18 protein-coding genes and 1 pseudogene are annotated in these 22,703 nt (G+C 63.2%); 15 read left to right on the forward strand and 4 right to left on the reverse strand.

Annotated features, from left to right (window positions below; all coding sequences use genetic code 11):
* Window positions 1-231 precede the first annotated feature (231 nt).
* The 4 genes from CENDO_RS00380 (at window position 232) to CENDO_RS00395 (ending at window position 4,305) form a co-directional block, all read left to right on the forward strand.
* A complete protein-coding gene (locus CENDO_RS00380; RefSeq protein WP_425456185.1) occupies window positions 232-927 on the forward strand; it encodes an exodeoxyribonuclease III in 696 nt (231 codons plus the stop codon).
* A 227-nt stretch (window positions 928-1,154) separates the two neighbouring features.
* A complete protein-coding gene (locus CENDO_RS00385) occupies window positions 1,155-2,138 on the forward strand; it encodes a Bug family tripartite tricarboxylate transporter substrate binding protein (RefSeq protein WP_168707146.1) in 984 nt (327 codons plus the stop codon).
* Window positions 2,135-2,737, forward strand: a complete 603-nt coding sequence (locus tag CENDO_RS00390; protein WP_136140278.1) for a tripartite tricarboxylate transporter TctB family protein — start codon at window positions 2,135-2,137, stop codon at window positions 2,735-2,737. Before CENDO_RS00385 ends, CENDO_RS00390 begins: the two co-directional genes overlap by 4 nt.
* On the forward strand, window positions 2,737-4,305 hold the full coding sequence (locus tag CENDO_RS00395; protein ID WP_136140279.1) for a tripartite tricarboxylate transporter permease: 1,569 nt from the start codon (window positions 2,737-2,739) through the stop codon (window positions 4,303-4,305). The genes CENDO_RS00390 and CENDO_RS00395 overlap by 1 nt, the downstream gene beginning before the upstream one ends.
* A 134-nt stretch (window positions 4,306-4,439) precedes the next feature.
* Here CENDO_RS00395 and CENDO_RS00400 read toward each other — a convergent pair whose 3' ends face one another.
* Complete coding sequence (locus CENDO_RS00400; RefSeq protein ID WP_136140280.1) at window positions 4,440-6,458, reverse strand: fructose-specific PTS transporter subunit EIIC; 2,019 nt, start codon at window positions 6,456-6,458, stop codon at window positions 4,440-4,442.
* Window positions 6,459-6,782: 324 nt separating this feature from the next.
* Here CENDO_RS00400 and CENDO_RS00405 point away from each other — a divergent pair, with 324 nt between their 5' ends.
* The 6 genes and pseudogenes from CENDO_RS00405 to CENDO_RS00430 all read left to right on the forward strand — a co-directional run bounded on the left by CENDO_RS00405 (window position 6,783) and on the right by CENDO_RS00430 (window position 13,681).
* Window positions 6,783-7,592 carry a PTS sugar transporter subunit IIAB gene (locus CENDO_RS00405; RefSeq protein ID WP_136140281.1) on the forward strand — a complete coding sequence of 270 codons (810 nt, stop codon included), beginning with the start codon at window positions 6,783-6,785 and terminating at the stop codon, window positions 7,590-7,592.
* Window positions 7,593-7,606: 14 nt separating this feature from the next.
* The gene (ulaA, locus tag CENDO_RS00410) at window positions 7,607-9,208 is read left to right on the forward strand and encodes a PTS ascorbate transporter subunit IIC (RefSeq protein WP_136140282.1); all 1,602 of its coding nucleotides are present in this window, start codon (window positions 7,607-7,609) and stop codon (window positions 9,206-9,208) included.
* A 422-nt stretch (window positions 9,209-9,630) separates the two neighbouring features.
* Window positions 9,631-10,902 carry an arginine deiminase gene (locus CENDO_RS00415; RefSeq protein WP_136142069.1) on the forward strand — a complete coding sequence of 424 codons (1,272 nt, stop codon included), beginning with the start codon at window positions 9,631-9,633 and terminating at the stop codon, window positions 10,900-10,902.
* A 144-nt stretch (window positions 10,903-11,046) separates the two neighbouring features.
* The gene (locus CENDO_RS00420; RefSeq protein ID WP_210726544.1) at window positions 11,047-11,853 is read left to right on the forward strand and encodes an MFS transporter; all 807 of its coding nucleotides are present in this window, start codon (window positions 11,047-11,049) and stop codon (window positions 11,851-11,853) included.
* Window positions 11,816-13,072 (forward strand): annotated as a pseudogene (locus CENDO_RS00425) (IS3 family transposase). Before CENDO_RS00420 ends, CENDO_RS00425 begins: the two are co-directional and overlap by 38 nt.
* 60 nt (window positions 13,073-13,132) lie before the next feature.
* On the forward strand, window positions 13,133-13,681 hold the full coding sequence (locus CENDO_RS00430) for an MFS transporter (protein WP_281276169.1): 549 nt from the start codon (window positions 13,133-13,135) through the stop codon (window positions 13,679-13,681).
* 78 nt (window positions 13,682-13,759) lie between these two features.
* Here the strand turns inward: CENDO_RS00430 and CENDO_RS00435 are convergent, their stop codons facing one another.
* Window positions 13,760-14,599, reverse strand: a complete 840-nt coding sequence (locus tag CENDO_RS00435) for a MetQ/NlpA family ABC transporter substrate-binding protein (protein ID WP_136140284.1) — start codon at window positions 14,597-14,599, stop codon at window positions 13,760-13,762.
* Window positions 14,600-14,837: 238 nt separating this feature from the next.
* Between CENDO_RS00435 and CENDO_RS00440 the strand changes: the two genes are divergently transcribed.
* From CENDO_RS00440 to CENDO_RS00455, 4 genes are all read left to right on the forward strand, one after another.
* Window positions 14,838-15,695 (forward strand): SDR family oxidoreductase, encoded by an 858-nt coding sequence (locus CENDO_RS00440; RefSeq protein WP_136140285.1) that lies wholly within the window; start codon window positions 14,838-14,840, stop codon window positions 15,693-15,695.
* 128 nt (window positions 15,696-15,823) lie between these two features.
* Window positions 15,824-17,074 (forward strand): Zn-dependent hydrolase, encoded by a 1,251-nt coding sequence (locus tag CENDO_RS00445; RefSeq protein WP_136140286.1) that lies wholly within the window; start codon window positions 15,824-15,826, stop codon window positions 17,072-17,074.
* A gap of 44 nt (window positions 17,075-17,118) precedes the next feature.
* Window positions 17,119-17,466, forward strand: a complete 348-nt coding sequence (locus CENDO_RS00450) for a hypothetical protein (RefSeq protein ID WP_136140287.1) — start codon at window positions 17,119-17,121, stop codon at window positions 17,464-17,466.
* On the forward strand, window positions 17,456-18,400 hold the full coding sequence (locus tag CENDO_RS00455; protein ID WP_136140288.1) for a hypothetical protein: 945 nt from the start codon (window positions 17,456-17,458) through the stop codon (window positions 18,398-18,400). The genes CENDO_RS00450 and CENDO_RS00455 overlap by 11 nt, the downstream gene beginning before the upstream one ends.
* A 3-nt stretch (window positions 18,401-18,403) precedes the next feature.
* On the opposite strand, the gene CENDO_RS00460 is transcribed toward CENDO_RS00455, so the two are convergent.
* Complete coding sequence (locus CENDO_RS00460; protein ID WP_136140289.1) at window positions 18,404-19,792, reverse strand: M20/M25/M40 family metallo-hydrolase; 1,389 nt, start codon at window positions 19,790-19,792, stop codon at window positions 18,404-18,406.
* Window positions 19,793-19,887: 95 nt separating this feature from the next.
* On the opposite strand from CENDO_RS00460, the gene CENDO_RS00465 reads away from it, so the two are divergent.
* The gene (locus CENDO_RS00465) at window positions 19,888-21,231 is read left to right on the forward strand and encodes an MFS transporter (RefSeq protein WP_168707147.1); all 1,344 of its coding nucleotides are present in this window, start codon (window positions 19,888-19,890) and stop codon (window positions 21,229-21,231) included.
* On the opposite strand, the gene CENDO_RS00470 is transcribed toward CENDO_RS00465, so the two are convergent.
* Window positions 21,218-22,696 (reverse strand): hypothetical protein, encoded by a 1,479-nt coding sequence (locus CENDO_RS00470; protein ID WP_136140291.1) that lies wholly within the window; start codon window positions 22,694-22,696, stop codon window positions 21,218-21,220. The genes CENDO_RS00465 and CENDO_RS00470 overlap by 14 nt on opposite strands.
* Window positions 22,697-22,703: the final 7 nt, after the last annotated feature.

The following is a 22,703-nucleotide window of genomic DNA, read 5'->3' on the forward strand; positions in this document are numbered from 1 at the left end:
CGCTTTATTTGGTGGTTTGGGGTGAATCCCCGGTGTATCGACTTGATTCGAGTTGATGCGCCGGGGATTTCCCGTGCGATGGTGGACTTAGTGGCCGAACAGTTCCTTATGCGTGTGCAGGCGGATGTCGGCTACGTGGAGGGGCGGCCGCGCCAGAAGGAGCGCTCATTAGAGCGGCCGATGGTCTTGGGCGTGGTGAGCAGGTAGAGGACTCGGATGTGGAGTGCGCCGGTGTGGCGGAAGCATCCGGATGTGGATGCGTGGGAATGCCAGGTGGCAGAAGTAGCGGCCGGCGGGGCGGCCGCGGAGAAAGTTGCGCTCGCCCGGGGCCTGGCGCCGTTCGTCAATGAAGGTCGCTACATCGAAATTGATCTGCCGGGGTTGACGTTGGCGAACCTGTACCTGCCCAAGGGCGGGCTGCCGGCGGAGCTGCAGATTCCCGGGCGCATGCGCGACAAGCCGGACGGCGGGGCGAAGTATGAACGCAAACAGAAGTTCTTGGCGTCGTTTGCGCGGCAGTTGGCTCGGACGCGGAAGGCGGCGAAGTCAAAGGGCAATGAGTTCCTGCTCATGGGCGACTTAAACGTCGCGCACCAGAACTTTGATGTGACGAACTGGCGGTCCAACGGGAAGACGGATGGCTTCCTGCCGGAAGAACGGGAGTGGTTCGGGGAGCAGGTCAGTCCGCGCACGCTGGTGGACGTGGTCCGCCGGTTGCATGGCGATAAGCCGGGGCCGAACTCCTGGTGGTCGTGGGCGGGGCAAGCCTATAGCAAGGACGTCGGCTGGCGCATCGACTACCACCTGGCCTCGCCGGGGTTGGCGCGGGCGGCGCGCAGTTACCGCGTGGATTCTGAGTGGGACGTGGACGGCGTAGCCACGCGCATGAGCGATCATGCGGCGGTGGTTGTGGAGTATGCTGTGTAGCCGGTGGGGAGGGGCGGTGGCTTGATGCGAGCCGGCGATAAATGACAAGTTTCGTTTCAAACGGTGCCTAGGCGTGCCGGAAAAGATTTAGCTAAAAGCCCGTTGTTCCGGTCGGCCGACTGTTATGTTGTGACATGCAACATATTTTCACCACATTAGTCGCTTGCTTCACATTTATCGACGTGTGAAGTTTCTCGCGGCCTATGGATGAGGCAGGAAGGCGGGACATGAAAGCTAAGAACGCAACTACAACGATCATCGTGGTAATTGCTGTGGTGCTGACGCTATGTACGCTGTGGATTTCGATTGCGAACGACAGGCAGGCGGCGGCTAGGTCGAGCCTGACTTTTATCGCCGGTGCGGCCACCGGTGGCGGCTGGGATACAACGGCCCGTTCCATCCAGGAGGTCGCGCGCGGGCAAGGAATAGTCAATAACGTCCAGGTGGTTAACATTCCGGGCGCGGGAGGAACCATCGCCCTCGAAGGCCTGGCTCAGAAGGCCGGAAGCGAAAATACACTGCTGGTTATCGGTGGCGGGATGATCGCGTCGTCTGAAATCGCACAGCCCGGTGTTTCGATTACGGACGTGACGCCCATCGCCCGCATGACGGAGGAATACTCAGTCATTGCGGTCCCGCAGGATTCGGAGTTTCAGACTCTGCAGGATTTCATCGATGCGTGGTTGGCGGACCCCCAGTCCGTCACCATTGGCGGCGCAGCAATCGGCAACACTGACCACCTGCTCATCAGCCGCGCTGCCATGACCCTCGGCATGGATCCTAAGGCCATGAAGTACATCCCGTTTGAGGGCGGCGGTGAAATGCTCAACGCTATGCTTTCCGATTCCATTGACGTGGGGGTTACCGGCTATCCGGACATCCGGGACCAGGTGGAGGCTGGAAACCTCCGGGTGCTGGGGATGTCCTCCCCGGAGCGGGTCGAGGGAATGGATTTCCCAACGTTTAGCGAGCAGGGGCTTGACCTTGTGGCGACCAACTGGAGGGGCATAGCCGCGCCACCTGGCCTTGAGCCTGAGGAGCGGCAGGAACTCATCGACATTCTTACCGAGGTCAATGACACGGAAGAGTGGAAAGAAATTACCGATAGAAACAATTGGCAGCGCGTATTCTTGGCCGGTGACGAGTTTGAAAAATTCGTAGCCCAAGAACGCGAGGATGCCCTAGACACCGTGGAGGCATTGGGGCTATGAGTACCGCGATAAATAACAATTCTCAGCGGGATAACGCGCCTACAACGCAAAGGCGTAGCGGTGGGTTCTCAGAGTTCATCATCGTTGCGATCCTCGCCGTGGTTGGTGCGGTACTGCTATCCGGCAACGCAACCGTGGAGGTCATTGGTGATACCACCCCAGGCCCGCTGTTCATGCCGAACATCGTGGGCGTGCTGACCATCATTGTTGCCGTGGTCTTAGCCATCGACATTGTGGCTAAGCCTAAAAAGGGCCATGACCTAATCCATTCCGAGGACCCGGACATCTCCCCCGACCTGCTCGAAGACCTGGGCGCGATTGACGAGCATCCAAGTGATGCCCCGACGCCGGGCCTGGCCGATTGGAAGACCACCGCGGCGGCCATCGTGGGGTTTGCAGCCCTCATCTTGGCGCTGCCGTACCTGGGTTGGGTGATTACTGCCGGGTTGATGTTCTTTATGGTCAGCGCGATGCTCGGCGGGCGAAACCACGTCCGTGATTTGGCCATCGGCTTCATCGTGAGTTCCTTGACCTACCTGGCCTTTTCTGTGGGGCTCGGTTTGAACCTTCCCTCGGGCCTGATTGGAGGGATTTTCTGATGAACAATCTGTCGTTGCTTCTTGAGGGGTTCGGGGCGGCGCTTACGCCCTACAACCTGTTCTTCCTGGTTCTTGGCGCCGTGCTTGGCACGGCGGTGGGCGTTCTGCCCGGGCTTGGATCTTCCATGGCGGTGGCGCTGCTGCTGCCCATCACCTTTTCCATTGACCCAACGGCGGCGTTCATCATGTTCGCCGCGGTCTACTTCGGCGGGCTTTTCGGCGATTCCACGGCCGGCATTTTGCTCAATACCCCGGGCCAGGCTTCGGCGATTGCGTCCTCCCTGGAGGGCCACCGGATGGCGGTAAACGGTAGGGCCGCCACCGCATTGGCGACCGCCGCCTTCGGCGCCTTTATCGGCGGACTGATTTCGACGGTCATCGTTGTGTTTTTCTCTCCTTACCTGGTGGTGCTAGCCACGAAGTTTGGTCCGGCGGAGTACTTTGCCCTGGCGGTATTCGCGTTCGTTGCCATTTCTTCCGTGGTCTCCGAATCGATCATTCGCGGCCTAGGCGCGTTGGCGATGGGCGTTGCGATTTCCCTCATCGGCATCGACGCCCCGTCCGGGACCGAGCGTTTTACGTTTGGTGTGCCGCAGCTGTTCGATGGAGTGGATATCGTCGTGGTGACCGTGGGCATGCTGGCGGTGGGAGAAATCCTTCACCACATCGCGACCCGCAAGCTGGAGGTTGACAAGACGGAGGTGGAGGCCAAGAATGCGCGCATGTCCCTGGCCGATTTCAAACGCGCCTTTCCGTCATACATCAGGGGAACCATCGCGGGCGCCCCGTTCGGCATGATTCCGGCCGGTGGCTCGGAGGTGCCAACCTTCCTCTCCTACGGCAATGAAAAGCGGTTGGCTAAGAAACGTGGCCAGACCGATTTTGGCACCACGGGTTCCATCAATGGCCTGGCCGCACCGGAAGCCGCGGGCAATGCCACGGCCGGTACGGCCATGGGCACGTTGCTGGCCATTGGCCTTCCCACCTCCGCGACCGCCGCGATCCTGTTGGCGGCGTTCCAACAGTTTGGTTTGCAGCCTGGGCCCCTCCTCTTTGAACGCTCTGGCGATATGGTGTGGACGCTTCTGGCGTCCCTGTTCCTGGCGCTCGTTGTTCTCTTGGCCCTGAACCTGACGCTGGCCCCGGTCTGGGCGAAACTGTTGCACATACCGAATAATTACCTCTACGCGGGCATCGCAGTCCTAGCGACCCTGGGCGTTTACGCGGTTGGGGCTTCCGTGGTGGATCTGCTCATCATGCTGGGGCTGGGCGTCCTTGGCTTCTTGATGCGCATGTATTCGATGCCACTGGCCCCTCTTCTCATTGGCGTCATCCTTGGCCCACTGGCCGAGGTTGAGCTTCGCCGAGCGCTCACCATTTCCGGTGGGGATCCGGCGGCGCTGGTAGATAGCCCAATCACCATTGGCGTCTACATCTTCTTGGCCCTAGCGATAGCGGTTTCGGTGGTGCAGCACCTGCGAAACATCAAGAAAGACACCTCGGGTAGGGCGCCTGCGATTGCGAAGACGGAAGGTACGGAAGGCGCCGTGGTTGAGGGGGAGCGTTAGGCGTCATCGTCGTAGAGCCGTGCTCGGTAGGGCCCTGTGCGCCCTGTAAGCCAGGGGCTTACGGTTATTAAAGGCCCACATCTTCCAATCGGGACCGGTGGGAAGATGTGGGCTCTACTGTGTTCGGACCCGGATTACTGCATCCGCGCGTTGACCAGCTCGGTGATAGAGGAGGCGGAGTCCGCCTCAAGCAAGTCCCGGCGGAAGTCATCCTTCATCAGGCCGCGGGCCAGCTTGGAAAGCAGTTTGAGGTGCTCCTTTCCGGAGTCCTCGGGCACCGCGATGAGGAACGCCAGGCGGGTTGGTTCCTCGCCATCGGCCCAGGTAACGCCCGGTTCGGGTAGGCGGGCGAAGGCCAGGACGGGTTCGGTGACACCGGCGGTGCGGGCGTGCGGGATGGCCACGCCGTTGCCCACGCCGGTGGAGCGCTGTTCCTCGCGGGCCAGCGCGGCGGCGACCACTTTGTCCGGATCCGTGACGCGTCCGGTGGAGGCGGCCGCGCGGGTCAGGGCGGAAATGACTTGTTCGCGGGTGCGCGCCGGGGTGCTAAGAACCACGGCTCCGGGCGTGAGCAATTTGGTGGCTACGGCGGGGTTGCCGGTGGGGCGTGGGGTAGGGGCGGTATCGGCGGGTAGGGGCTCCTTAGCCCTTGGCTGCGGCGCGGCGTGGGCCGCGGGGGTGGCGCGATTGGACAGGCCGACGAGCAGAAGAATCAGGCCCGCGGTGACGGTCACGCCCACGATGAGCGCGATGAAGAAGCCCAACACATTGTCTACCGCGCCCAGGACGGCGACGATGGGGCCGCCGTGCATGACATTGTCCTCCACGCTCAGCATGCCGGCCACGGCACCGGCGGTCGCGCCACCGATGACGTTCGCCGGGATGACCTGCAACGGGCGGGCAGCGGCCAGCGGGATGGCGCCCTCCGTGATGCCGAAGAAGCCCATGAACAGGGCGGCGATGCCGGCATCCCGCTCGGCCTTGTTGAACCATGCGCGCCTGATGAGCGTGGCCACGCCAACGGCCAGCGGGGGAACCGCAATCGCCACGGCGGCCATGCCCATTGGGCCGGCGTTGCCGGCGGCGATGAGGCCGCCGCCGAAGAGGAAGGCCGTTTTATTGAACGGGCCGCCCATATCGAAGGCGATCATCGCGCCGATGATAGCGCCAAGGACTACGGCCGACGCCCCGTCCATGCCGGCCAGCCAAGCCGTCAGCGCCTCGAATAGTGAGGCCAACGGATGGCCGATGATGTAGATAAACAGCAGCCCCACGATGAGGGTGGTGAGAATCGGAATCACAATGATCGGCCAGATGGGGGCCACAAACTTGTGGACCGGTATCTTCTTGATGGCCAGGGCCACGTAGCCGGACAGGATACCGGTGACAATGCCGCCGATAAATCCCGCGCCGGCCTCCGAGCCATAGAGCGAGCCGGTGGTGGCGATAAGGCCCGTGATGAAACCGGGCGCGAGGCCCGGACGGTCCGCAATCCCCATGGCTATGTAGCCGGAAAGCACCGGTACCAGCAGGGAGAAGGCCAGGGCGCCGAGTTCGTTGATGGTAGACCAGAAGGAGCCCTCGGGAATCGCCAGGCCCTCGGGCGTGGGGGTGCCGCCGATGGATAGTGCCACCGCGATGAGGAGGCCGCCGGTGACGACGAACGGGATCATGTGGGACACGCCGTTCATCAGGGCCTTGAACATGGTCTGGCCCACGCCCTTGAGCCCGGTCGGGGCGTCATCCCCCCGCGCGCCGGGCGCGGATGATTGCTCAGCATCCGCCGTTATGGCTGCTTTTTCCAGCTTCGGCGCCTGGAGCGCGCGTTCAATGAGCTCCTGGGGGCGCTTGATGCCCTGGTCCACGTCCGTGGCTATGACGCGCTTGCCTACGAAGCGGTCCTTGGGGATGACGGTATCCGCGGCGATGATGACCGCGCTGGCGCCCTCAATGTCGGCCCGCGTGAAGTGGCCTTCAACGCCGATGGAACCGTGGGTTTCAATCTTGATATCTACGCCAAGCTCATCGGCCGCGGCCTGCAGATTCTCTGCCGCCATATATGTGTGCGCGATGCCGGTGGGGCATGCGGTGATCGCCAGGATGAGCGGCCTGGTGACCTCCGTGCCGTGGGCGTGTCTTATATTGGTGGTCATAACCACTTAGTGTACGGCCATGGCCCGCGAAACGGTGGGCAGGCAGCGGTCCTTGGCTTTTAAAAGGTATCAACCCGTGTGCCCCTCGGCGAGGCAGTCCCAGAGGAAATCCATGAGCGCGGTGGCGTCATCGGTAGCAAAAAGCGCGCCGAGGGCCAGGTGGAATTCCAGGCGGCGGGCGTTGGGGATGTTTAGCGCCGGGCGGGTGACAAAAGACCTCTGAGGCTGGGTCCGTGATGTTGCGATGAACGCAATAGAATTTGATGCGCGACATTAAAACTATCCGCCCACTGGGGCGGGCATTTCCTAAGAAAGGACAGGGCAATGACCAGCGTGAATGAGCTGCTGGCCCCCGGCGCGGTGGCGCTAGGGGCCCGTGCGGGCGACTGGCGTGAAGCGATTACCCTCGGCGGGCGGCTCCTCGAGGGCAGTGGCGCGATTACCTCCGCGTACACGGACGCCATGATCGCAAGTGTCGAGGACAACGGCCCCTACATCGTGGTGGCGCCGGGGTTTGCGTTCGCGCACGCGCGGCCGTCGGAGGCGGTCAAGCGCACCGCGATTTCCTGGGTGCGGCTTGCAGAACCGGTGGAATTCGGCCACGGGTCCCATGACCCCGTTGACCTTGTTGTGGCGCTGGCCGCAAAGGATTCCCGCGAGCACACCGCCGCGATGAAGCAGCTGGCCGGGATCATCGGCGACCCAGACAAGCGCGCGGCGCTAGACCGGGTCGGCACGGAAGAGGAGCTGCGCGCGGTGCTGGAGCCGGAGGAAAGGGCACCAAAGGCGGCCTCGGAATACAAGGCGGCGGGGGCCACGCGGGCAACCAGTGCCGATAGCGTTGAATCCAAGGGCAAAATCCTGACCGTCTGCGGCAACGGCCTGGGCACCTCCCTGTTTTTAAAGAACACCCTGGACAAGGTGCTCGACGCCTGGGGCTGGGACCCCTACGTGAGCGTGGAGGCCACGGACACCATCTCCGCGAAGGGCCGCGCCAAGGAGGCGGATTTCATCATGACCTCCGGGGAGATTGCGCGCACGCTCGGCGACGTGGGCGTGCCGGTGCGGGTAATTGAAAACTTCACCTCCATGGGTGAAATCGACTCGGCTCTTCGCGAGCTGTATGACGTTTAAGGGGTAAAAGAACAATGGACGTTCTCATTTCCATCGCGCAATTTATCGTTGATGAAATCCTGTCCGTGCCGGCGTTCCTGGTGGGCATCATCACCGCCGTGGGCCTCGCCGCCATGCGCAAGGGCGCGGGGCAGGTCCTGGGCGGGGCGCTCAAGGCCGTGCTGGGCTTCCTGCTCATCGACGCCGGCGCCGGCCTGGTCACCGCCTCCCTGGATCCGCTGGGCGTGATGATTCAGAGTGCCACCGGCGCCCAGGGCGTGGTGCCCACCAACGAGGCGATCGTCGGAATCGCCCAGGAGCAGTTCGGCAGCCAGGTGGCGTGGCTGATGATCCTGGGATTTGCCGTATCCCTGATCCTGGCGCGCTTTACGCCAATGAGCTACGTGTTCCTGACCGGCCACCACGTGCTGTTTATGGCGACCATGCTGACCATGGTGCTGGCCACGGCCGGCTTTGATGGCTGGATTGTTGTGGGCGTGGGCGCCATCCTGCTGGGCATTTTGATGGTGGCGCTGCCGGCTATCGCGCACCCGTGGACCCGCCGCATCACCGGCGATGATTCCATCGCCATTGGCCACTTCGGCACCGCCGGATACGTGGCCGCCGGCGCCGTGGGCAAGCTGGTGGGCGGCAAGGGCGCAAAGCAGTCCCGCTCCACCGAGGAGCTCAAGTTGCCCGAGGGCCTGCGCTTCCTCCGCGATTCCATGGTCGCCACCGCCTTGTCCATGGCGCTGATGTACATTGTCCTGGCCATCTTGTTCATGGCCCGCGCCGGGACCGAGGAAGCGTTTACCGCATTCGAGGGCGGCGCCACCTCCGTGGGTAACTACCTGATGCAGGCGTTTACCCAGGGTCTCCAGTTCGGTGTCTCCGTGGCCATCATCCTCTTTGGCGTGCGCACCATCCTGGGCGAGCTGGTTCCCGCCTTCCAGGGCATTGCCGCCAAGGTGGTGCCGGGCGCCATTCCTGCGCTGGACGCACCAATCGTGTTCCCGTACGCGCAAAACGCCGTGCTCATTGGCTTTATCAGCTCGTTTGTCGGTGGCCTGGTTGGCCTGTTCGTGCTTTCCGCCTGGCTCAACCCGGCCTTTGGCATTGCGCTCATCCTGCCGGGCCTGGTGCCGCACTTCTTCACCGGTGGCGCGGCCGGCGTCTACGGCAACGCCACCGGCGGCCGACGCGGCGCCGCGCTCGGCGCCTTCGCCAACGGCCTGCTCATCACGTTCCTGCCGGCCTTCCTGCTGGGCGTGCTGGGCAGCTTCGGCGAAGCGAACACCACCTTCGGCGATGCGGACTTTGGCTGGTTCGGCATGCTCATCGGCTGGGCGGCCCAGGCCGGCGGCGCCCTTGGCCTCATCCTGGTCGCCCTCGTTGGGCTGGCGGTCTTTGCCCTGGGCTGGTGGTCCCAGGTCAAGCTGGTTGACGGCAACTGGGACCCGGCGCCGCACCGTGGCGGCGTAAAGGCTGGCTCCGCAGAAGCCGCGTCCGAGGGCGGCTCGCAGGCGGGCCACCCTGACGGCAAGGCCCTAGCGCCCGGCCTGACCGAGGCCTCCCGCAAGTACCCCAAGGTCCTCCCGCCCGCCGGCGCCCCGGTTCCGCCGGAGCCCATTAGGTAGGTCAACTTATGCGTCAACGCCCGGCATCGGAAGCCGCATGCTCCGGGGCCGGGCATTGGCAACTTTTAGTGCTCCTTGGGCAGTGCTTCTTGGGCAGAAATTGGGCGAAGGGCGCTTGGCAGGAACCTTGACACGGCCGCGAACGCGACGAGCTGGGCCCGTTTATTTTCGCCATGGGACGCAGCCACAGCCTTTGATGATGGAAAACAGTAATGCGTAGAACCGCGAATCCGTCGACGAAGGGATGAAGACGCTGAGCATTCAAACCTAAATCTCTGGCGATGAGTCTCCGGGTGGGTCCAGAGGCGCCGGCATGTCGGAGCCCGCAAGCGGGCCACGACCGATCTCCGTAGAATAAGTAAGCATTAATGAAAACCGCTTGGCGGCCGAACCGGAAAGAGTGGGCCCTTCTCATGGACTCGATGAACACCTCGGATAAGAGCGCGCAGGTCAACCCCGGCGTGCATTCGGAAGTCGGCCGCCTGCATGAGGTCATGGTGTGCCGCCCGGGGCTGGCGCATGAGCGGCTGACGCCGGAAAACTGCAAAGAGCTGCTGTTTGATGACGTGCTGTGGGTCGATGACGCTAAGCGGCACCATGAAGAGTTTGTCTTCAACCTGCGCTCGCGCGGCGTCGGCGTGTGGGACATGCACACGCTGCTGGAGGAGACCCTGGCAACGGAGGAGGGCCGCGAGTTCATTCTGGACCGCCGCCACCTGGCGAAGAACACCGGCGTGGGCGTGGGCAGCGAGTTGCGCGAATGGTTCGATGGGATTGATGACGGCACCACCGCGGAACTGCTCATTGGTGGCGTGGCCTTCAGCGAAATCCCCACGGGCCTGGGCGGAGTGGTTGATGGGCTGCGCGACGTGTTTGCCCCGCATGACTTCGCGCTGTTGCCGTTGCCGAATACGCAGTTCGCGCGGGATACCTCGGCGTGGCTCTACGGCGGGGTATCGCTCAACCCGATGCGGCTACCGGCCCGTCACCAGGAAACGCGGCTGCTGCGCGGCATTTACAAGTATCATCCGCGCTTTGCGGGCGCCGAGTTTGAATTCTGGTACGGCGATACCGATGAAGACCAGGCCCTGACCGCGCTCGAGGGCGGGGACATGATGCCCGTCGGCAACGGCGTGGTGCTCATCGGTATGGGTGAGCGCACCACGTGGCAGGGCATCAGCCAGCTGGCGCGCAACCTGTTTGAGCGCGAGGCCGTGGAGACCATCGTTGTTGCGGACATGCCGCCGGAGCGCGCGTCGATGCACCTGGACACGGTTTTTACCTTCGTGGACCGCGATAAGGTCACGGCGTATCCGCCGGGCATTGAATCAATAAAGCCAATCATCCTGCGCCCGGGCGGTGGCTCCGAATCCCGGATACCTTTTTCCATCGAGGTGGCCAAAAAGCCATTCGTCGACGTGGTTGCCGACGTGCTGGGCTTGGATGGCCTGCAGGTCATCGAGACCGGCGGCGATGTCTACACCGCGCAGCGCGAGCAGTGGGATGACGCCAACAACGTGGTGGCCCTTGAGCCCGGCGTGGTGGTGGCTTATGACCGAAACAGCCATACCAATGACAAGCTGCGCAAGGCCGGCGTGGAGGTCATTGAAATCAACTCCGCCGAACTGGGCCGCGGGCGCGGCGGCGGGCACTGCATGACGTGTCCCATCGTGCGTGACGGCGTGGACTACTAGCTGGGCTTGTTTCGTTCGATCTGCGCAGCGTTAGTTTGTTGCAGCTGAACAACAGATTATGCAATCCCCCATACCTATCGTTAGATTGATTTAAGTATCTACTGCAGGAGCCTCGGTAGATCTTGCTCGATACGGATAAGAGGGATGGATATGAACTTACGTCCAACGCAGGAGTCTGCCGAAGCGCACGCGTTGGCATCGGAAGCTCGTGCTGTGGCCGATGGGCGCTACGGGAAGAAGGCCGTGTCTGCGGCAGCGCTTGGTTATGGCCTTGACGGATTCGACCTGTTGATTTTGAGCTTTGCGTTGGGCGGCATCATGACGTCGTTCAATGTAGAACAGACCCAGGCGGGTTGGCTCACTACGTTTACCTTGTTTGGCGCCGTGCTGGGTGGCCTGCTTTTTGGTGTGCTTAGTGACAAGTTCGGTCGCGTCAGGACGCTGACGTGGTCAATCGTATTGTTTGCCGTGTTTACAGGCCTGTGCGCCCTGGCGTGGAACTTCTGGTCGCTGGCGGTTTTCCGCTTTTTGGCGGGTATTGGTATCGGCGGTGAGTTTGGGATTGGCATGACGTTGGCGGCGGAGGCCGTGTCGGCGAAGAAACGCGCGCGTGCTACTTCGTGGGTGGCCGTAGGATTTCAGATCGGTGTGCTATGCGCGGCGTTGGCCTCGGCGCCGATCATTAACGCGTGGGGCTGGCGGGGATTGTTCCTCGTGGGTGCATTCCCGGCGATTGTTGCCGCTTTATTCCGCCACAGCGTTGACGAGCCGCCAAAGTTTGAGAAAGCTAGGGCAGAGGGTGCGCTGGAAAATAACAACTCTATTGGGCTGCTGTTTATTGATGGACCTGACCCCTTGATGGTGGACACGCTGAAACCAGCATTTCGCTGGGGAAGTGAGGTACCTTTCTACTATGCCACGCAAGACCTACACCGAGCAGTTCAAGCGTGACGCAGTCTCGTTGTACGAGTCGACCCCCGGAGCCACGCTCAACGCCATTGCCTCCGACCTCGGGGTCAACCGCAACTCTCTGCGCACCTGGCTCGACGCCTTCGGCACCGGCACCAAAACCAACGCCAACGGCGTAAAAGTCGCCAGCCCCATCGCCGCAACCAACAGCGAACGCACTCCTGCTGAAGGACTCTCCGATGCCGAGCGCATCCGCGTGCTGGAACGCGAGAACGCCAAGCTCCGGGAAGAACGAGAGATCCTGCGCAAGGCGGCCAAGTATTTCGCTTAAAGAGACGAACTGGTGAACCGCTTCCGATTCGTTGACGACCACCGAGGCCTCTATCAGGTCAAGTGGTTATGTGAGGTCCTAAAGATCAACCGGTCCTCGTACTACAAATGGAAATCTGCTGCTCCCCGTCGTCGGCGACGCCTTGTCGCCGACGCGGTGCTGGGAGCGAGGATCAAGGCCGTGTTCACGGCCGAGAACGGCTGTTACGGGGCGAAACGCGTGACTGCGGCCATCAACGCCAGCGACGATAACTCCGTCGGCGGCGTTGCTGCGCAGCGGGTTAATCACAAGCGCACGGCCCGGTTGATGCGGCAGATGGGTCTGTTCGGCTACACGAAAAGACGCCGGGTGAAGACCACCGTGTCTGCGAAACGGGTTCCGAAGTTCCCAGACCTGCTTCGGCGTCGGTTCACCGCAGCCAAGCCGAATTCGGTCTACGTCGGCGATATCACGTACCTGCCGATTGCGGACGGGTCGAATATGTACTTGGCCACCGTCATCGACTGTTATTCGCGGCAGTTGACCGGTTTCGCGATCGCCGACCACATGCGCACGGAGTTGGTCGAAGAAGCCCTCACGATGGCCCGGAAGGTGCGAGGCAACCTTGATGGAGCGATTTTCCACTCGGACCACGGCAGCGTCTATACCTCTGAGCAATACCGGAAGCTGTGCGAACGGTTCGGTGTCACCCAATCGATGGGAGCAATCGGGACGAGCGCGGACAACTCGCTGGCGGAGTCGTTCAACGCCACACTGAAACGGGAAGTCCTGAAGGGCGAGCCTGTTTTCGCCAGCCAACTGGTGTGTCGCCGGGACGTGTTCCGATGGTGCACGCGCTACAACACCAAGCGCTTGCACTCTTGGTGCGGATATCGCTCGCCGAACGCCTTCGAGGCCGCAGGATTAGCTACACTGACTATTGCATCTTGATTACATCCCCGTGTCCACTTTCCGGGGGTCAGGCCCGATGCCCGCACGTCGCGGACTACCATCGCGCTGATAATTATGGCGACGATCCAGAACTTTGGTTATTTCGGCATCATCACGTGGCTGCCAAACTACCTGTCCAGTGAGTTGGGCTTGGGTGTGAATAAAGGCGCCTTGTGGACCGCAGTGACGGTGTCAGGAATGATGCTTGGCATCATTATCTTCGGTCAACTCTGTGACCGCATTGGCCGCCGCTATTCTTTTTGGATATATCAGCTCGGTGCGGCGCTGTCAGTGCTGGCGTATAGCCAGATGACGGGCCCAACCGCCCTGCTGGTTGGCGGGTTCGTCATGGGTGTGTTTGCTAATGGCATGCTGGGTGGCCTAGGCGCATTGATGGCTGAGCATTATCCCACTGAGGCCCGTGCGACCGCCCAAAACGTCATCTTTAACATTGGCCGCGGTTTGGGCGGCTTTGCTCCGGTGGTGATCGCTTACCTGGCAACAAGCGGTGGCTTTGCCTACGCACTGGGGCTACTGCCTATCATTTACGCCATTCAGTTCGTAGCCGTGGCTACGTTGCCTGAAATGAAGGGCAGGGAGCTGAACTAGAGAGGGGCATTACCTGTGAATCCACGTCACTGATGCTGCCTTGAGCCCTGCTTGAGCGGTGATGCGCGGGGCTGCTATCTATTCTTGGTTAACGGGAACCACGGCGCCGTTGAACTCCTCGCGGATCCAATCGGCGGTTTCCTTGGACTGCAGGGCCTCAAGTAGGGCCTGGACCTGGGGGGAGTCATCCGCGCCGGGTTGGCCCACGACGATGTTGACGTAGGGGTTGCCCTCGGGTTCCTCGGAGATGACGGCGTCCTCGGTTGGGTTGTAGCCGGCCTGCATCGCGAAGTTTGAGGACGCCACGGCGCCAGCGACCTGGGGATCGGTGACGGACTGGATGGCGATCTGGTCCTCGACGGGCAGGAATTCCAGCTTCTTGGGATTATCCACGATGGACGCCTCGGTGATTTGGGTGACCTGGGTGGGGTCCAGTTCCTCGTCCAGGCTCAGCAGGCCGTGATGTTCTAGAAGTAGTAGCGCGCGGGCGAAATCCGAGGTGGAACGGGGCACGGCAATCGTAGAACCATCCGGAATCTCATCGATGGAGGAGTACTTCTCGGAGTACATTGCCATCGGTTCAATGTGGATTCCGGCGAAGCTTTCCAGGTTGTTGCCGGTTTCCTTATTCCAATCCTGCAGGTACGGCGTGTGTTGATAGTAATTGAGGTCGGCGCTGCCGTCAGCGGTAGACATGTTAACCTCTGGGCCGCCGGGGATGACTTTGACATCCAATTCGAACTCGTCGTGCTGTTCGTCGACCCACTCGAGGATCTCGGTGTGTGGCGTGGCCGAGGCCAGGATGACGATTGGGCCCTCGGCCGCGTCCTCCGAGGCTTCCGACCCGCACGCCGCCAAAGCCATAGCCGCGGTGGTTGCGGTTGTGGCGGTTAGTAACTTGCGCGAGAAAAGGTTCATGGTTGTACCCCCAGGACGGTTGGGAAGGATTCGTGAGAAACGGGTAACAGTGTAGGCCCGGGGATGAAAGCGTGGGCAAGCATGCTTACTCGCGGGCGTTTGCGCAGTTCATAGATGGGTTGAGAATGAATAAAACTGGGCATCGCCTGCCGGCACTGTGGCCCCGCTGGGCCGCTGATGGCGCGCCGGTTGCTAGGCTGAGAGGGGAAAGAAGTCCCCTTTTCATTAAGGAGTAAACATGGGTACTTACGTAGTGACCGGTTCGGCATCGGGCATGGGCTTTGCGGCGGCGGAGAAGCTGCGCGCGGAGGGCCACAAGGTCATCGGCATCGACCTGCGCGAGGGCGATGTTGTTGCCGATCTGTCCGACGCCGAGCAGCGCCAGCGCGCCGCCAAGGAAGCGCTGGAGCTGGCCGGAGACGCCCTGGACGGCGCGGTCCTAGCCGCCGGCGTTGGCCCCATTCCGGGCCCGGACAAGGCCCCCCTGATCCTGCAGGTCAACTTCTTCGGCGTCATCGAGCTGCTTGAGGCCCTGCGCCCAGCGTTCGCCAAGAACGGCAACGCCAAGGTCGTTGTGGTTGGTTCCAACTCCACCACCACCATGCCAATGATCCCCGAGCCTGCGATTGCGGCCCTGATTGACCGCGACCTGGATACCGCGGTGCAGGTCGTGGGCCAGTTCGGCGAGGCAAGCTCCAACATGGCGTACGGCTCCTCCAAGGTTGCCGTCCACCGCTGGGTGCGCGACGCTGCCGTCAAGCGCGAGTGGGCGGGCGAGGGCATCCGCCTCAACGTGATCGCGCCGGGAGCTATCTTGACCCCGTTGCTGGAAAAGCAGCTGTCCACGCCGGAGGAGGCGAAGGCCATTGAGTCCTTCCCGGTTCCAATCGGTGGCTACGGCAAGCCGGAGGACGTTGCCGCGTGGATCTACTTCATGCTGCAGGACACCGCGAACTTCCTGGTTGGCTCCGTGGTCACCCTGGACGGCGGTTCCGATGCATGGTTCCGCGCGCACGATTGGCCTAAGGCTATGCCGCAGGAGGATTTGCAGAAGTTCTCCGCGCGCATGCAGGAGTTCACTCCTTACAACAAGTAGCGCGCAACGTGTAGCAAGCAAATACCCGGGCCCAAGTCTTCCTCATTGGTTGGCTTGGGCCCGTGCCGTCTTTTTGTTTCCCGGCCGCGGGCGGTGCCGGGCTTAGGCGCCGCGTTAAGGTAGATGGCATGAATGCAGGCACCAATCCCCAGGAATTTCGCGAGCTCATCGAGCGTTTCGCCGAGTTGACCGATCCGGCGGCGGGGGCCGGCGTCAATCGCCTCGCGTACACGCCTCTGGAGCGCGACGCGCACCGGCTCTTCGCCACCTTCATGGAGGGCCTGGGTCTGCGCGTGTGGACCGATGCGGTAGGCAACACCTACGCGGAGAAAGCCGGCGGCGAGGCCTTGCCGGCGCTGGCCACCGGGTCCCACCTGGACTCGGTGCCCGCCGCGGGAAGGTTTGACGGCATCGCCGGTGTGGTCACCGCGATGCTAACGGCGAAGTGGCTGGTAGAAGAGAAAATCTCGCACCGCCACCCGGTGCGTTTCGTGGTCTTTGCCAATGAGGAGGGGGCGCGGTTCGGGCGGGCGTGCATCGGTAGCCGGTTTGCCGCGGGGCGCTTCGATGGGGCGGAGCTAGATTCCCTTCGCGATGCCAATGGTGTGAGCCTCGCCCAGGCCATGACCGCGCTGGGCTTTGACGCCACCCGTTACGCTGAAGCCGCCTGGAATCCCAGGGACTGGGCGGCGTTCGTGGAGCTGCACATCGAGCAGGGACCGTACTTGGAGGACCGGGGCGCCCAGGTGGGCATCGTGGATTGCATCTCGGGGTCCAGCCGGTTTGAGCTGCGCTTTTCCGGCCGGGCCTCGCATTCCGGCGGCACCCCAATGCACCTGCGGTCCGATTCCGCCATGGCCGCCGCCCAGCTTATGCTCCTCGCCGAGCAGCTGGCGCTGGATAAGGACCATGACACCACGCGGATTACCTTTGGCAGGATTGCGGTAGAACCCGGGTCAATCAGCACCATCCCGGGCGAGTGCGTAATAAGCGTCGATGTTCGCGATACGCTGCCGGAGCGCCAGAAGGCGGTGGCGGATTGGGTGGTGCGGGAGGCGGAATCGGTAGCGCACAAGCGCGGTTGCGCCGTGACCGTGCATCCGCTGGCGGTGACCGATCCGGTACGGCTGCCGGACCTCGTGCCGGACGCGGTGGCTAAGGCGGCGGCGAATCAGGGGGTGAGCGCGGAAATAATGGCCTCCGGCGCCAGCCATGATAGTCAACTGGTCAACGAGGTATGCCCGGCGGGCATGGTCTTTGTGCCGAGCCTCAACGGCGGGGTGAGCCATTCACCGGAGGAATTATCCCGCTTCGAGGACCTGGCCCGCGGCTGTGACGTGGTCAAGGGTGTGATCCTAGAGCTCGATAGCACAATGTGAACGTTGCTATTGACGATGGTTCTCAACACCCATACTATGTGCTCATGACTACCGCACAGGGCACTGAACCGGAGGACAAACCCGGCCGAAGGCTTATCCAGTACTGGCCGTACCTGGCCCTGGCGGTTGCGCTGCTAGTCATCCCGTGGCTGGCGGGTAACACCGCGGCGGCCGTGCCCGTTGCCCTGACGTGCATCCTGCTTGGGCCGTTGGCGCTGGGCTATGTCGACGCGCGCCAATTCCGCTACACCTTAAGTTTTCCGATTCTGGCCGGCGTGGTGTTTATGGTCTCCAGGGCCTTGTACTACCAGGGCGCGGCGTGGATCTACGTGGTGCCGGTGGTCGCGCTGGCCTGGTTGGGTACGCGTTTAGGGGACCGTCATGGCGCTTGAGGTGTGGGCCCTCGAGCACCCGAATCTAGGGCGCATCGAGCTCCAGCTGGGCTATGACCAGGACTTTATTGACGCCGCCCGGGACGGCAGCGAGCCGGAAGCCAAATACTGGCCGGAGGAGGGCCAGGAATACCGGCCGCTTGAGGTGGGCGACTCACTGGTGGTGCGGGCGCGCAAGCGGATGGCTAATCCGCCGCTGCGGGCGCAGATCGTGGTTGATGGGAGGCTGCACCGCAGGCTAAGCGAGCTGCCGGACATGAAGATTCCGCTCTCAAAGCGGCTGTCTGACCGGATTTATGAACTAAGCACCGTCGGCGGCCCGGTGAAGAAGGGCGAGCCGTTTCTCAAGGTGCAAAGAAACGTGGTGGGTGAGGTGCAGCTTGTCACGTTGCATAACGGCCCGCAGGTCGTGGAGTTTGACCCGCCCGCAGGCTCCCGCGGCGAGGACTATCACCAGGCCATGGAGACCTCCGCCGTCAAGCGGGTGGCCTTCCCGCTGCTCGCCGGCCTCGGCAAGGGTGGATGGGCGCTGTTTATCATCCTCTTCGGCAGCGTCTTTAGCCGGATCGTGGACTGGCTGCTATCCCTTTTACCGGATTGGGACCTGCCGGACTGGCAGCTGCCGCAGCCGCCGAACATTGCACTGCCGGTGCCCCACCCGCCGAAAATCAACCTTCCGGTGATTGACTGGCCGGAGTGGAACCTTCCGGACCTGCCTGAAATCCCGGCGTGGCTGGAGTTCCTCATGAGCTACACCAAAGTCTGGGTGCCGGTTCTCATTGGCATAGTCATTGGCGTCGTCGCCATGCGCAACCACAAAAAGTCCGAGGCCAGCAAGCTTGAGTGGCAGGCCCAACTCCAAGAGTGCGAGCCCCGAGAGTCCGGCGAGCCCCCGGAGCGCGCATCCTCCCCCGAACGCCCGGGGAGCCTATAGCGGCTAATTCGCCGGCGGGTCAAGCGGCAGGTTCATGAATCGCCGAACGAGGCGGCGGTAACCGGCCACCGTCAGCGCGAGATCCTCCAGATGCAGGTGCTCGTCGTGGGCGTGGAGCTGGGAGTTGGCCTCGGCCATGTCGCGGGCCTTGGCGTGGAGGGCAAAGCCGTAACCCACGCCGCCGCCGCGGCGCCCAAAGCGCAGGTCAGATCCGCCCGTGGCGTGGACCGGGACCACGTCCGCGTCCGGGAAGAACTCCTTGGCGGTGGCGGTGATGGCCTCCCAGAGTGGGCCGGCGGCCGGCGAGTGCGTGGCGTCCTCGGTGATGAGGTGTTCAATCTCAACCTCACCAGCCATATCTCCCAGTGCCTCCACCAGAAACGCGTCCAGGTCCTCCTGGCTCTGGCCGGGGAACGGGCGGATGTCCATCTCAAGGTAGGCATGGGAGGGCAGCACGTTGATGGCGCCGCCGGCGCGCAGCACGGTCTGGGAGATGGTGGTGTGGGAAAAGGCGTGGGCGTAGGCGGTCAGCGGGCCAAACGCGGTGTACTGCTCATTGGTGGCTGAGCCGTCAATGAGCGCGGCTTCGGTGGCCTCATCGAAGCGGAAGGCGCGGACAAAACCCTCCCAGGTTTCATTGGACACCGCCGGCGGCTGGGCGGCGGCGATGCGGCGGGCCACCTCGCCAATTTTCACAATCGCAAAGTCCTTGCCAAATGGCGTGGAACCATGCCCCGGATCGCCGTGGACGTGCAGGCGGCGCTGGCCCGCGCCCTTTTCGCCCACGTTGAAACCCAGGGCGTCGGAACCGTCCAGCGCGGGGAGGTGGGAGCCGCCGGTCTCCGATAGGCAGTTCTTCCAGCTCAGCGCGTCACGCTTGTTATTCCAGATCCAGCCGGCGCCCAGGCCGCCGCGGGCCTCCTCGTCCGCCATGCCGGCAAAGGTCAGGGTGCCGGCCGGCGGGTTGCCGCGCTGGGCCTCGCGCGCAACCTCACGCGTTACGGCCGCCATGGTCGCGGTGATAAACAGCATGTCCACGGAGCCGCGGCCGTAGAGCCTGCCGTCCTCGATATGGGCGTCAAACGGCGGGCGCGTCCACTTGGGCTCATCCACCGGCACCACGTCCGTGTGCCCCAGCAGCGTCAGCGGCTCGGCCTCCGGGTCGGCGCCCGGGACGGTGACGATGATGGACACCCTGCCCGGGTGCGGTTCGATGCGCTGAATCTGCGCGCCGGAACCGGCGAAGAACTCCTCTAGGGTGTCCGCGTTGCGCACTTCCTGGCCGGAATCCGCGGTGAGATCATTGACGCAGGCGTTGCGGATCATCGTGGTGAGCAGCTCAAGGGTGTCCTGGTAGAGCTGGCCGGTATCTGGGCTAAGGGGAGTGGTCATAACGCCCCAGTCTAATAGCCCACGCCGCTGGCCCAATAGCGCGGGCTGGGAGTACGGTGTTACCCGGAAGGAAAGGGGTGTTGATGGAACAGCGCGTGAGCAAGCGTTTTGCGGCGGCGGTGCTGCCGGGTCCTGCGCTGAATCCAATTAACACCACGATGATTTCCGTGGCCCTGGTTCCCATATCCATGCAGACCGGCGTCAGCGCCGCCACGGCCGTGTGGCTGGTCGCGGGCCTCTACCTGGTCAGCGCGGTGTTCATGCCCACTTTCGGCACGTTCGCGGACATCTTTGGCCCGCGCAAGGTGTATGTCTTTGGCCTTATCGTGACCGCGGTGTGCGGGGTTATTCCCACGCTGTTTCCCACGTTTGCCGGCGCGCTGATTGCCCGGTTGGGCATCGGCGTGGGCACCTCCGCGGCGTACCCGGCGGTGATGGTGCTCATCCGTGACGATGCCACCCGGCACGGCCGCGAAACCCCCAAGGGTTTGCTATCCGCCGTGTCCTTTTCCTCCTTGGCCACGGCCACGGTGGGCCCGGTGCTGGGCGGTGTGCTGGTGGACGCGTTTGGCTGGGAGGCAATTTTCCTGGTCAACATCCCATTCGCGCTGATAACCCTGGGCCTCGCCCTCGCATACCTGCCGCCCGATTCCGCCCGCCCCGCCGCCTCCACCACCCCGCGCGGGTTGAAGGATATTGACTGGCTGGGCATCGCCTTGTTCGCAGGCTCCATGGTGGCGCTGCTGCTGTTTCTGCTCGACGTGCGCGGCGGGGCCTGGTGGCTGGTGGTGCTGGGAGTGGCCGCCGGCGTGGTATTCGTGCTGTGGGAGAAGAACTACAAGGACCCGTTCGTCGACGTGGTGATGGTGGCGCACAATGGGCCGCTCACGCGCACGTTCCTGCGCTTCTTCTTAACGCTCCTGTGCATGTACCTGGTGACGTACGGGTTTGTGCAGTGGGCGCAGGGGGTGCAGGGCTATTCCAGCTCGATGGCCGGGTTTATCCAGCTGCCCACCATGATCCTGGGCGCGGCGGCCACCATCTGGGCGGGCAAGAACTCCAAGCTGTTCTTCCAGCTCATGCTCACCGCCGGCATGCTGCTGGTGGGCGGGGTCATGCTGGTGTTGCTGGGGGCGGACTCCCCGCTGTGGTGGCTGCTTTTGGCCATGGCCGCCTTTGGCATCCCGCATGGCGTGTGTTCCGTGGCCAACCAGGCCGCGCTCTACGTCCAGGCCCCGGCCAACGCCATGGGTTCCGCCTCGGGGCTGTCCCGGACGTTTACCAACATCGGCGCGATGGTCGCCTCCGCGGTCATCTCAATCGTCTTCGGCGAGGAGCCAACCACCAGCGGCATGCGGATCATTGCGGTTATTCTGCTGTGCGCGGCCGGGGCCCTGTTTGTCCTGACGGTGACGGATAAAAACCTCAAAGCAAACTAATGCTAGATGGCAGGAAGCCAAGATCGATGACCTGGCGGTGGACGCGCTCGTCAAGCGCGGTGAAGGCCCGGGAATAGTCGGCGAGCCAGGACTGGGGCGCGTGGGGCAGGCGCTGGCGGAAGCCGGCGTCGGCCACGCAGTGTGGGGTTAGTGAGACCAGCTGGTCCAGGAGGGCTAGAACCCGCCGGGCCTCCTCGGACAGGGTGCGCCCGGCCAGCCACCGGGCCACGAACGTTTCACCCTGCCAGAAGAATTCATTGTGCACATCCAGTGCGTGACCCGCATATTTGACGCCGCGCAGCCCCGATTGCTGAGAGCCGGAGCGCGAACACAGCGCGTAGACTACGCAATCGCTGACAAAATCCCGGGGCAGGCGGCCGGGAGCCTGGTAGGTGTCATGGCCGGTCATCCACTGGAGCGCGGGCGGCGGGACAGTGGCCTTGCGGGCGGCGAAGACCACGCATGCGCGCTCGAAGTTGGCCGGGGTGACCGGGACGCCGTTGGCGGAGCCAAAGGCGGTGGAATACAGCCCCACGTACTTGGCGGAATGCTCCACGGAATCGGAGTTATTATGCAGGTAGCCGAAGGCGTCCTGGGTCAAAAAGCCGCGCGGGTTGGCCGAGGTATTCACCCGCGTCGCGCCGGACAGCCGCACGTACGGTTCCGCTTTGCGAGGCGCGCGGGAGGTGGCCTCCTTCAACCAAGCGGACAGCGGGCGCTCTACGGGGTGGATGTTCTTGGTCCCCAAGGCCCGGCCGTCCGGTGCGCGCAGCTCGAGGCGCATCGTGGGGGCAGGAACGTGCGCGCTGTCCCACACCGTCCATGCGATTGCCCAGGTGTTGGCCACGTCCTCGAAGGCGGAGGCGTTGAAATAAAAGCCGTCCACGAAACCGAAGCGCTCGGAGAACCGGCCCATGAACTTTGGCCAGCCCATGAACCTGGCCGAGGAAAACATGCCTATCGCCACCCGCGACCAGCCGTATTCTTCCTGTAGCTGCATGATGCGGAAGAGGAACTGGGTGTAGAGCTGCTGGGCGGCCGGGCCCAGGCCCCGCATGGCCCTGCCGGTGGCGTTAATGGTGGCGCCGGCCTTGTGGCTGGAATCCTGGTTGGCGGAGGAGGCGTACGGCGGGTTCATGAGGAATAACACGGGGCGGCCCTCGCGCGCGGCGGCCTTTAACTCCGCGTCCACCGGGGCCGGGACCGGATCGCCGGATAAAAAGTCATACTGCGCGGCCGCTTTCGCGCCGGGCGCGGAGGCCAGGTCGGCGGCGTCGAGCGTGCTGAGCAAAAGGCGGGGGGCCTCGAGGTTTTGTACCAGATTGCCCGTCCCGCAGGCAGGGTCCCAGACGGTCCATTCGCGCCAGCCCGGCAGCGCCCGGTCAAGGTGCGCATGCGCCTGGGCCGCCCAGAACGGCGGCGTGTAGAACGCGCCGGTTGCACGGCGCTGGGCTGATGGCGGCATACCTATA

The organism is Corynebacterium endometrii, assembly GCF_004795735.1.
In the GTDB taxonomy this organism is placed as follows: domain Bacteria; phylum Actinomycetota; class Actinomycetes; order Mycobacteriales; family Mycobacteriaceae; genus Corynebacterium; species Corynebacterium endometrii.

Coding starts and splice junctions, on each gene's coding strand:
- CENDO_RS00385 (WP_168707146.1), top strand. CDS start 1,155: ATGAAAGCTAAGAACGCAACTACAACGATCATCGTGGTAATTGCTGTG.
- CENDO_RS00390 (WP_136140278.1), top strand. CDS start 2,135: ATGAGTACCGCGATAAATAACAATTCTCAGCGGGATAACGCGCCTACA.
- CENDO_RS00395 (WP_136140279.1), top strand. CDS start 2,737: ATGAACAATCTGTCGTTGCTTCTTGAGGGGTTCGGGGCGGCGCTTACG.
- CENDO_RS00400 (WP_136140280.1), bottom strand. CDS start 6,458: ATGACCACCAATATAAGACACGCCCACGGCACGGAGGTCACCAGGCCG.
- CENDO_RS00405 (WP_136140281.1), top strand. CDS start 6,783: ATGACCAGCGTGAATGAGCTGCTGGCCCCCGGCGCGGTGGCGCTAGGG.
- ulaA (WP_136140282.1), top strand. CDS start 7,607: ATGGACGTTCTCATTTCCATCGCGCAATTTATCGTTGATGAAATCCTG.
- CENDO_RS00415 (WP_136142069.1), top strand. CDS start 9,631: ATGAACACCTCGGATAAGAGCGCGCAGGTCAACCCCGGCGTGCATTCG.
- CENDO_RS00420 (WP_210726544.1), top strand. CDS start 11,047: ATGGATATGAACTTACGTCCAACGCAGGAGTCTGCCGAAGCGCACGCG.
- CENDO_RS00435 (WP_136140284.1), bottom strand. CDS start 14,599: ATGAACCTTTTCTCGCGCAAGTTACTAACCGCCACAACCGCAACCACC.
- CENDO_RS00440 (WP_136140285.1), top strand. CDS start 14,838: ATGGGTACTTACGTAGTGACCGGTTCGGCATCGGGCATGGGCTTTGCG.
- CENDO_RS00445 (WP_136140286.1), top strand. CDS start 15,824: ATGAATGCAGGCACCAATCCCCAGGAATTTCGCGAGCTCATCGAGCGT.
- CENDO_RS00450 (WP_136140287.1), top strand. CDS start 17,119: ATGACTACCGCACAGGGCACTGAACCGGAGGACAAACCCGGCCGAAGG.
- CENDO_RS00455 (WP_136140288.1), top strand. CDS start 17,456: ATGGCGCTTGAGGTGTGGGCCCTCGAGCACCCGAATCTAGGGCGCATC.
- CENDO_RS00460 (WP_136140289.1), bottom strand. CDS start 19,792: ATGACCACTCCCCTTAGCCCAGATACCGGCCAGCTCTACCAGGACACC.
- CENDO_RS00470 (WP_136140291.1), bottom strand. CDS start 22,696: ATGCCGCCATCAGCCCAGCGCCGTGCAACCGGCGCGTTCTACACGCCG.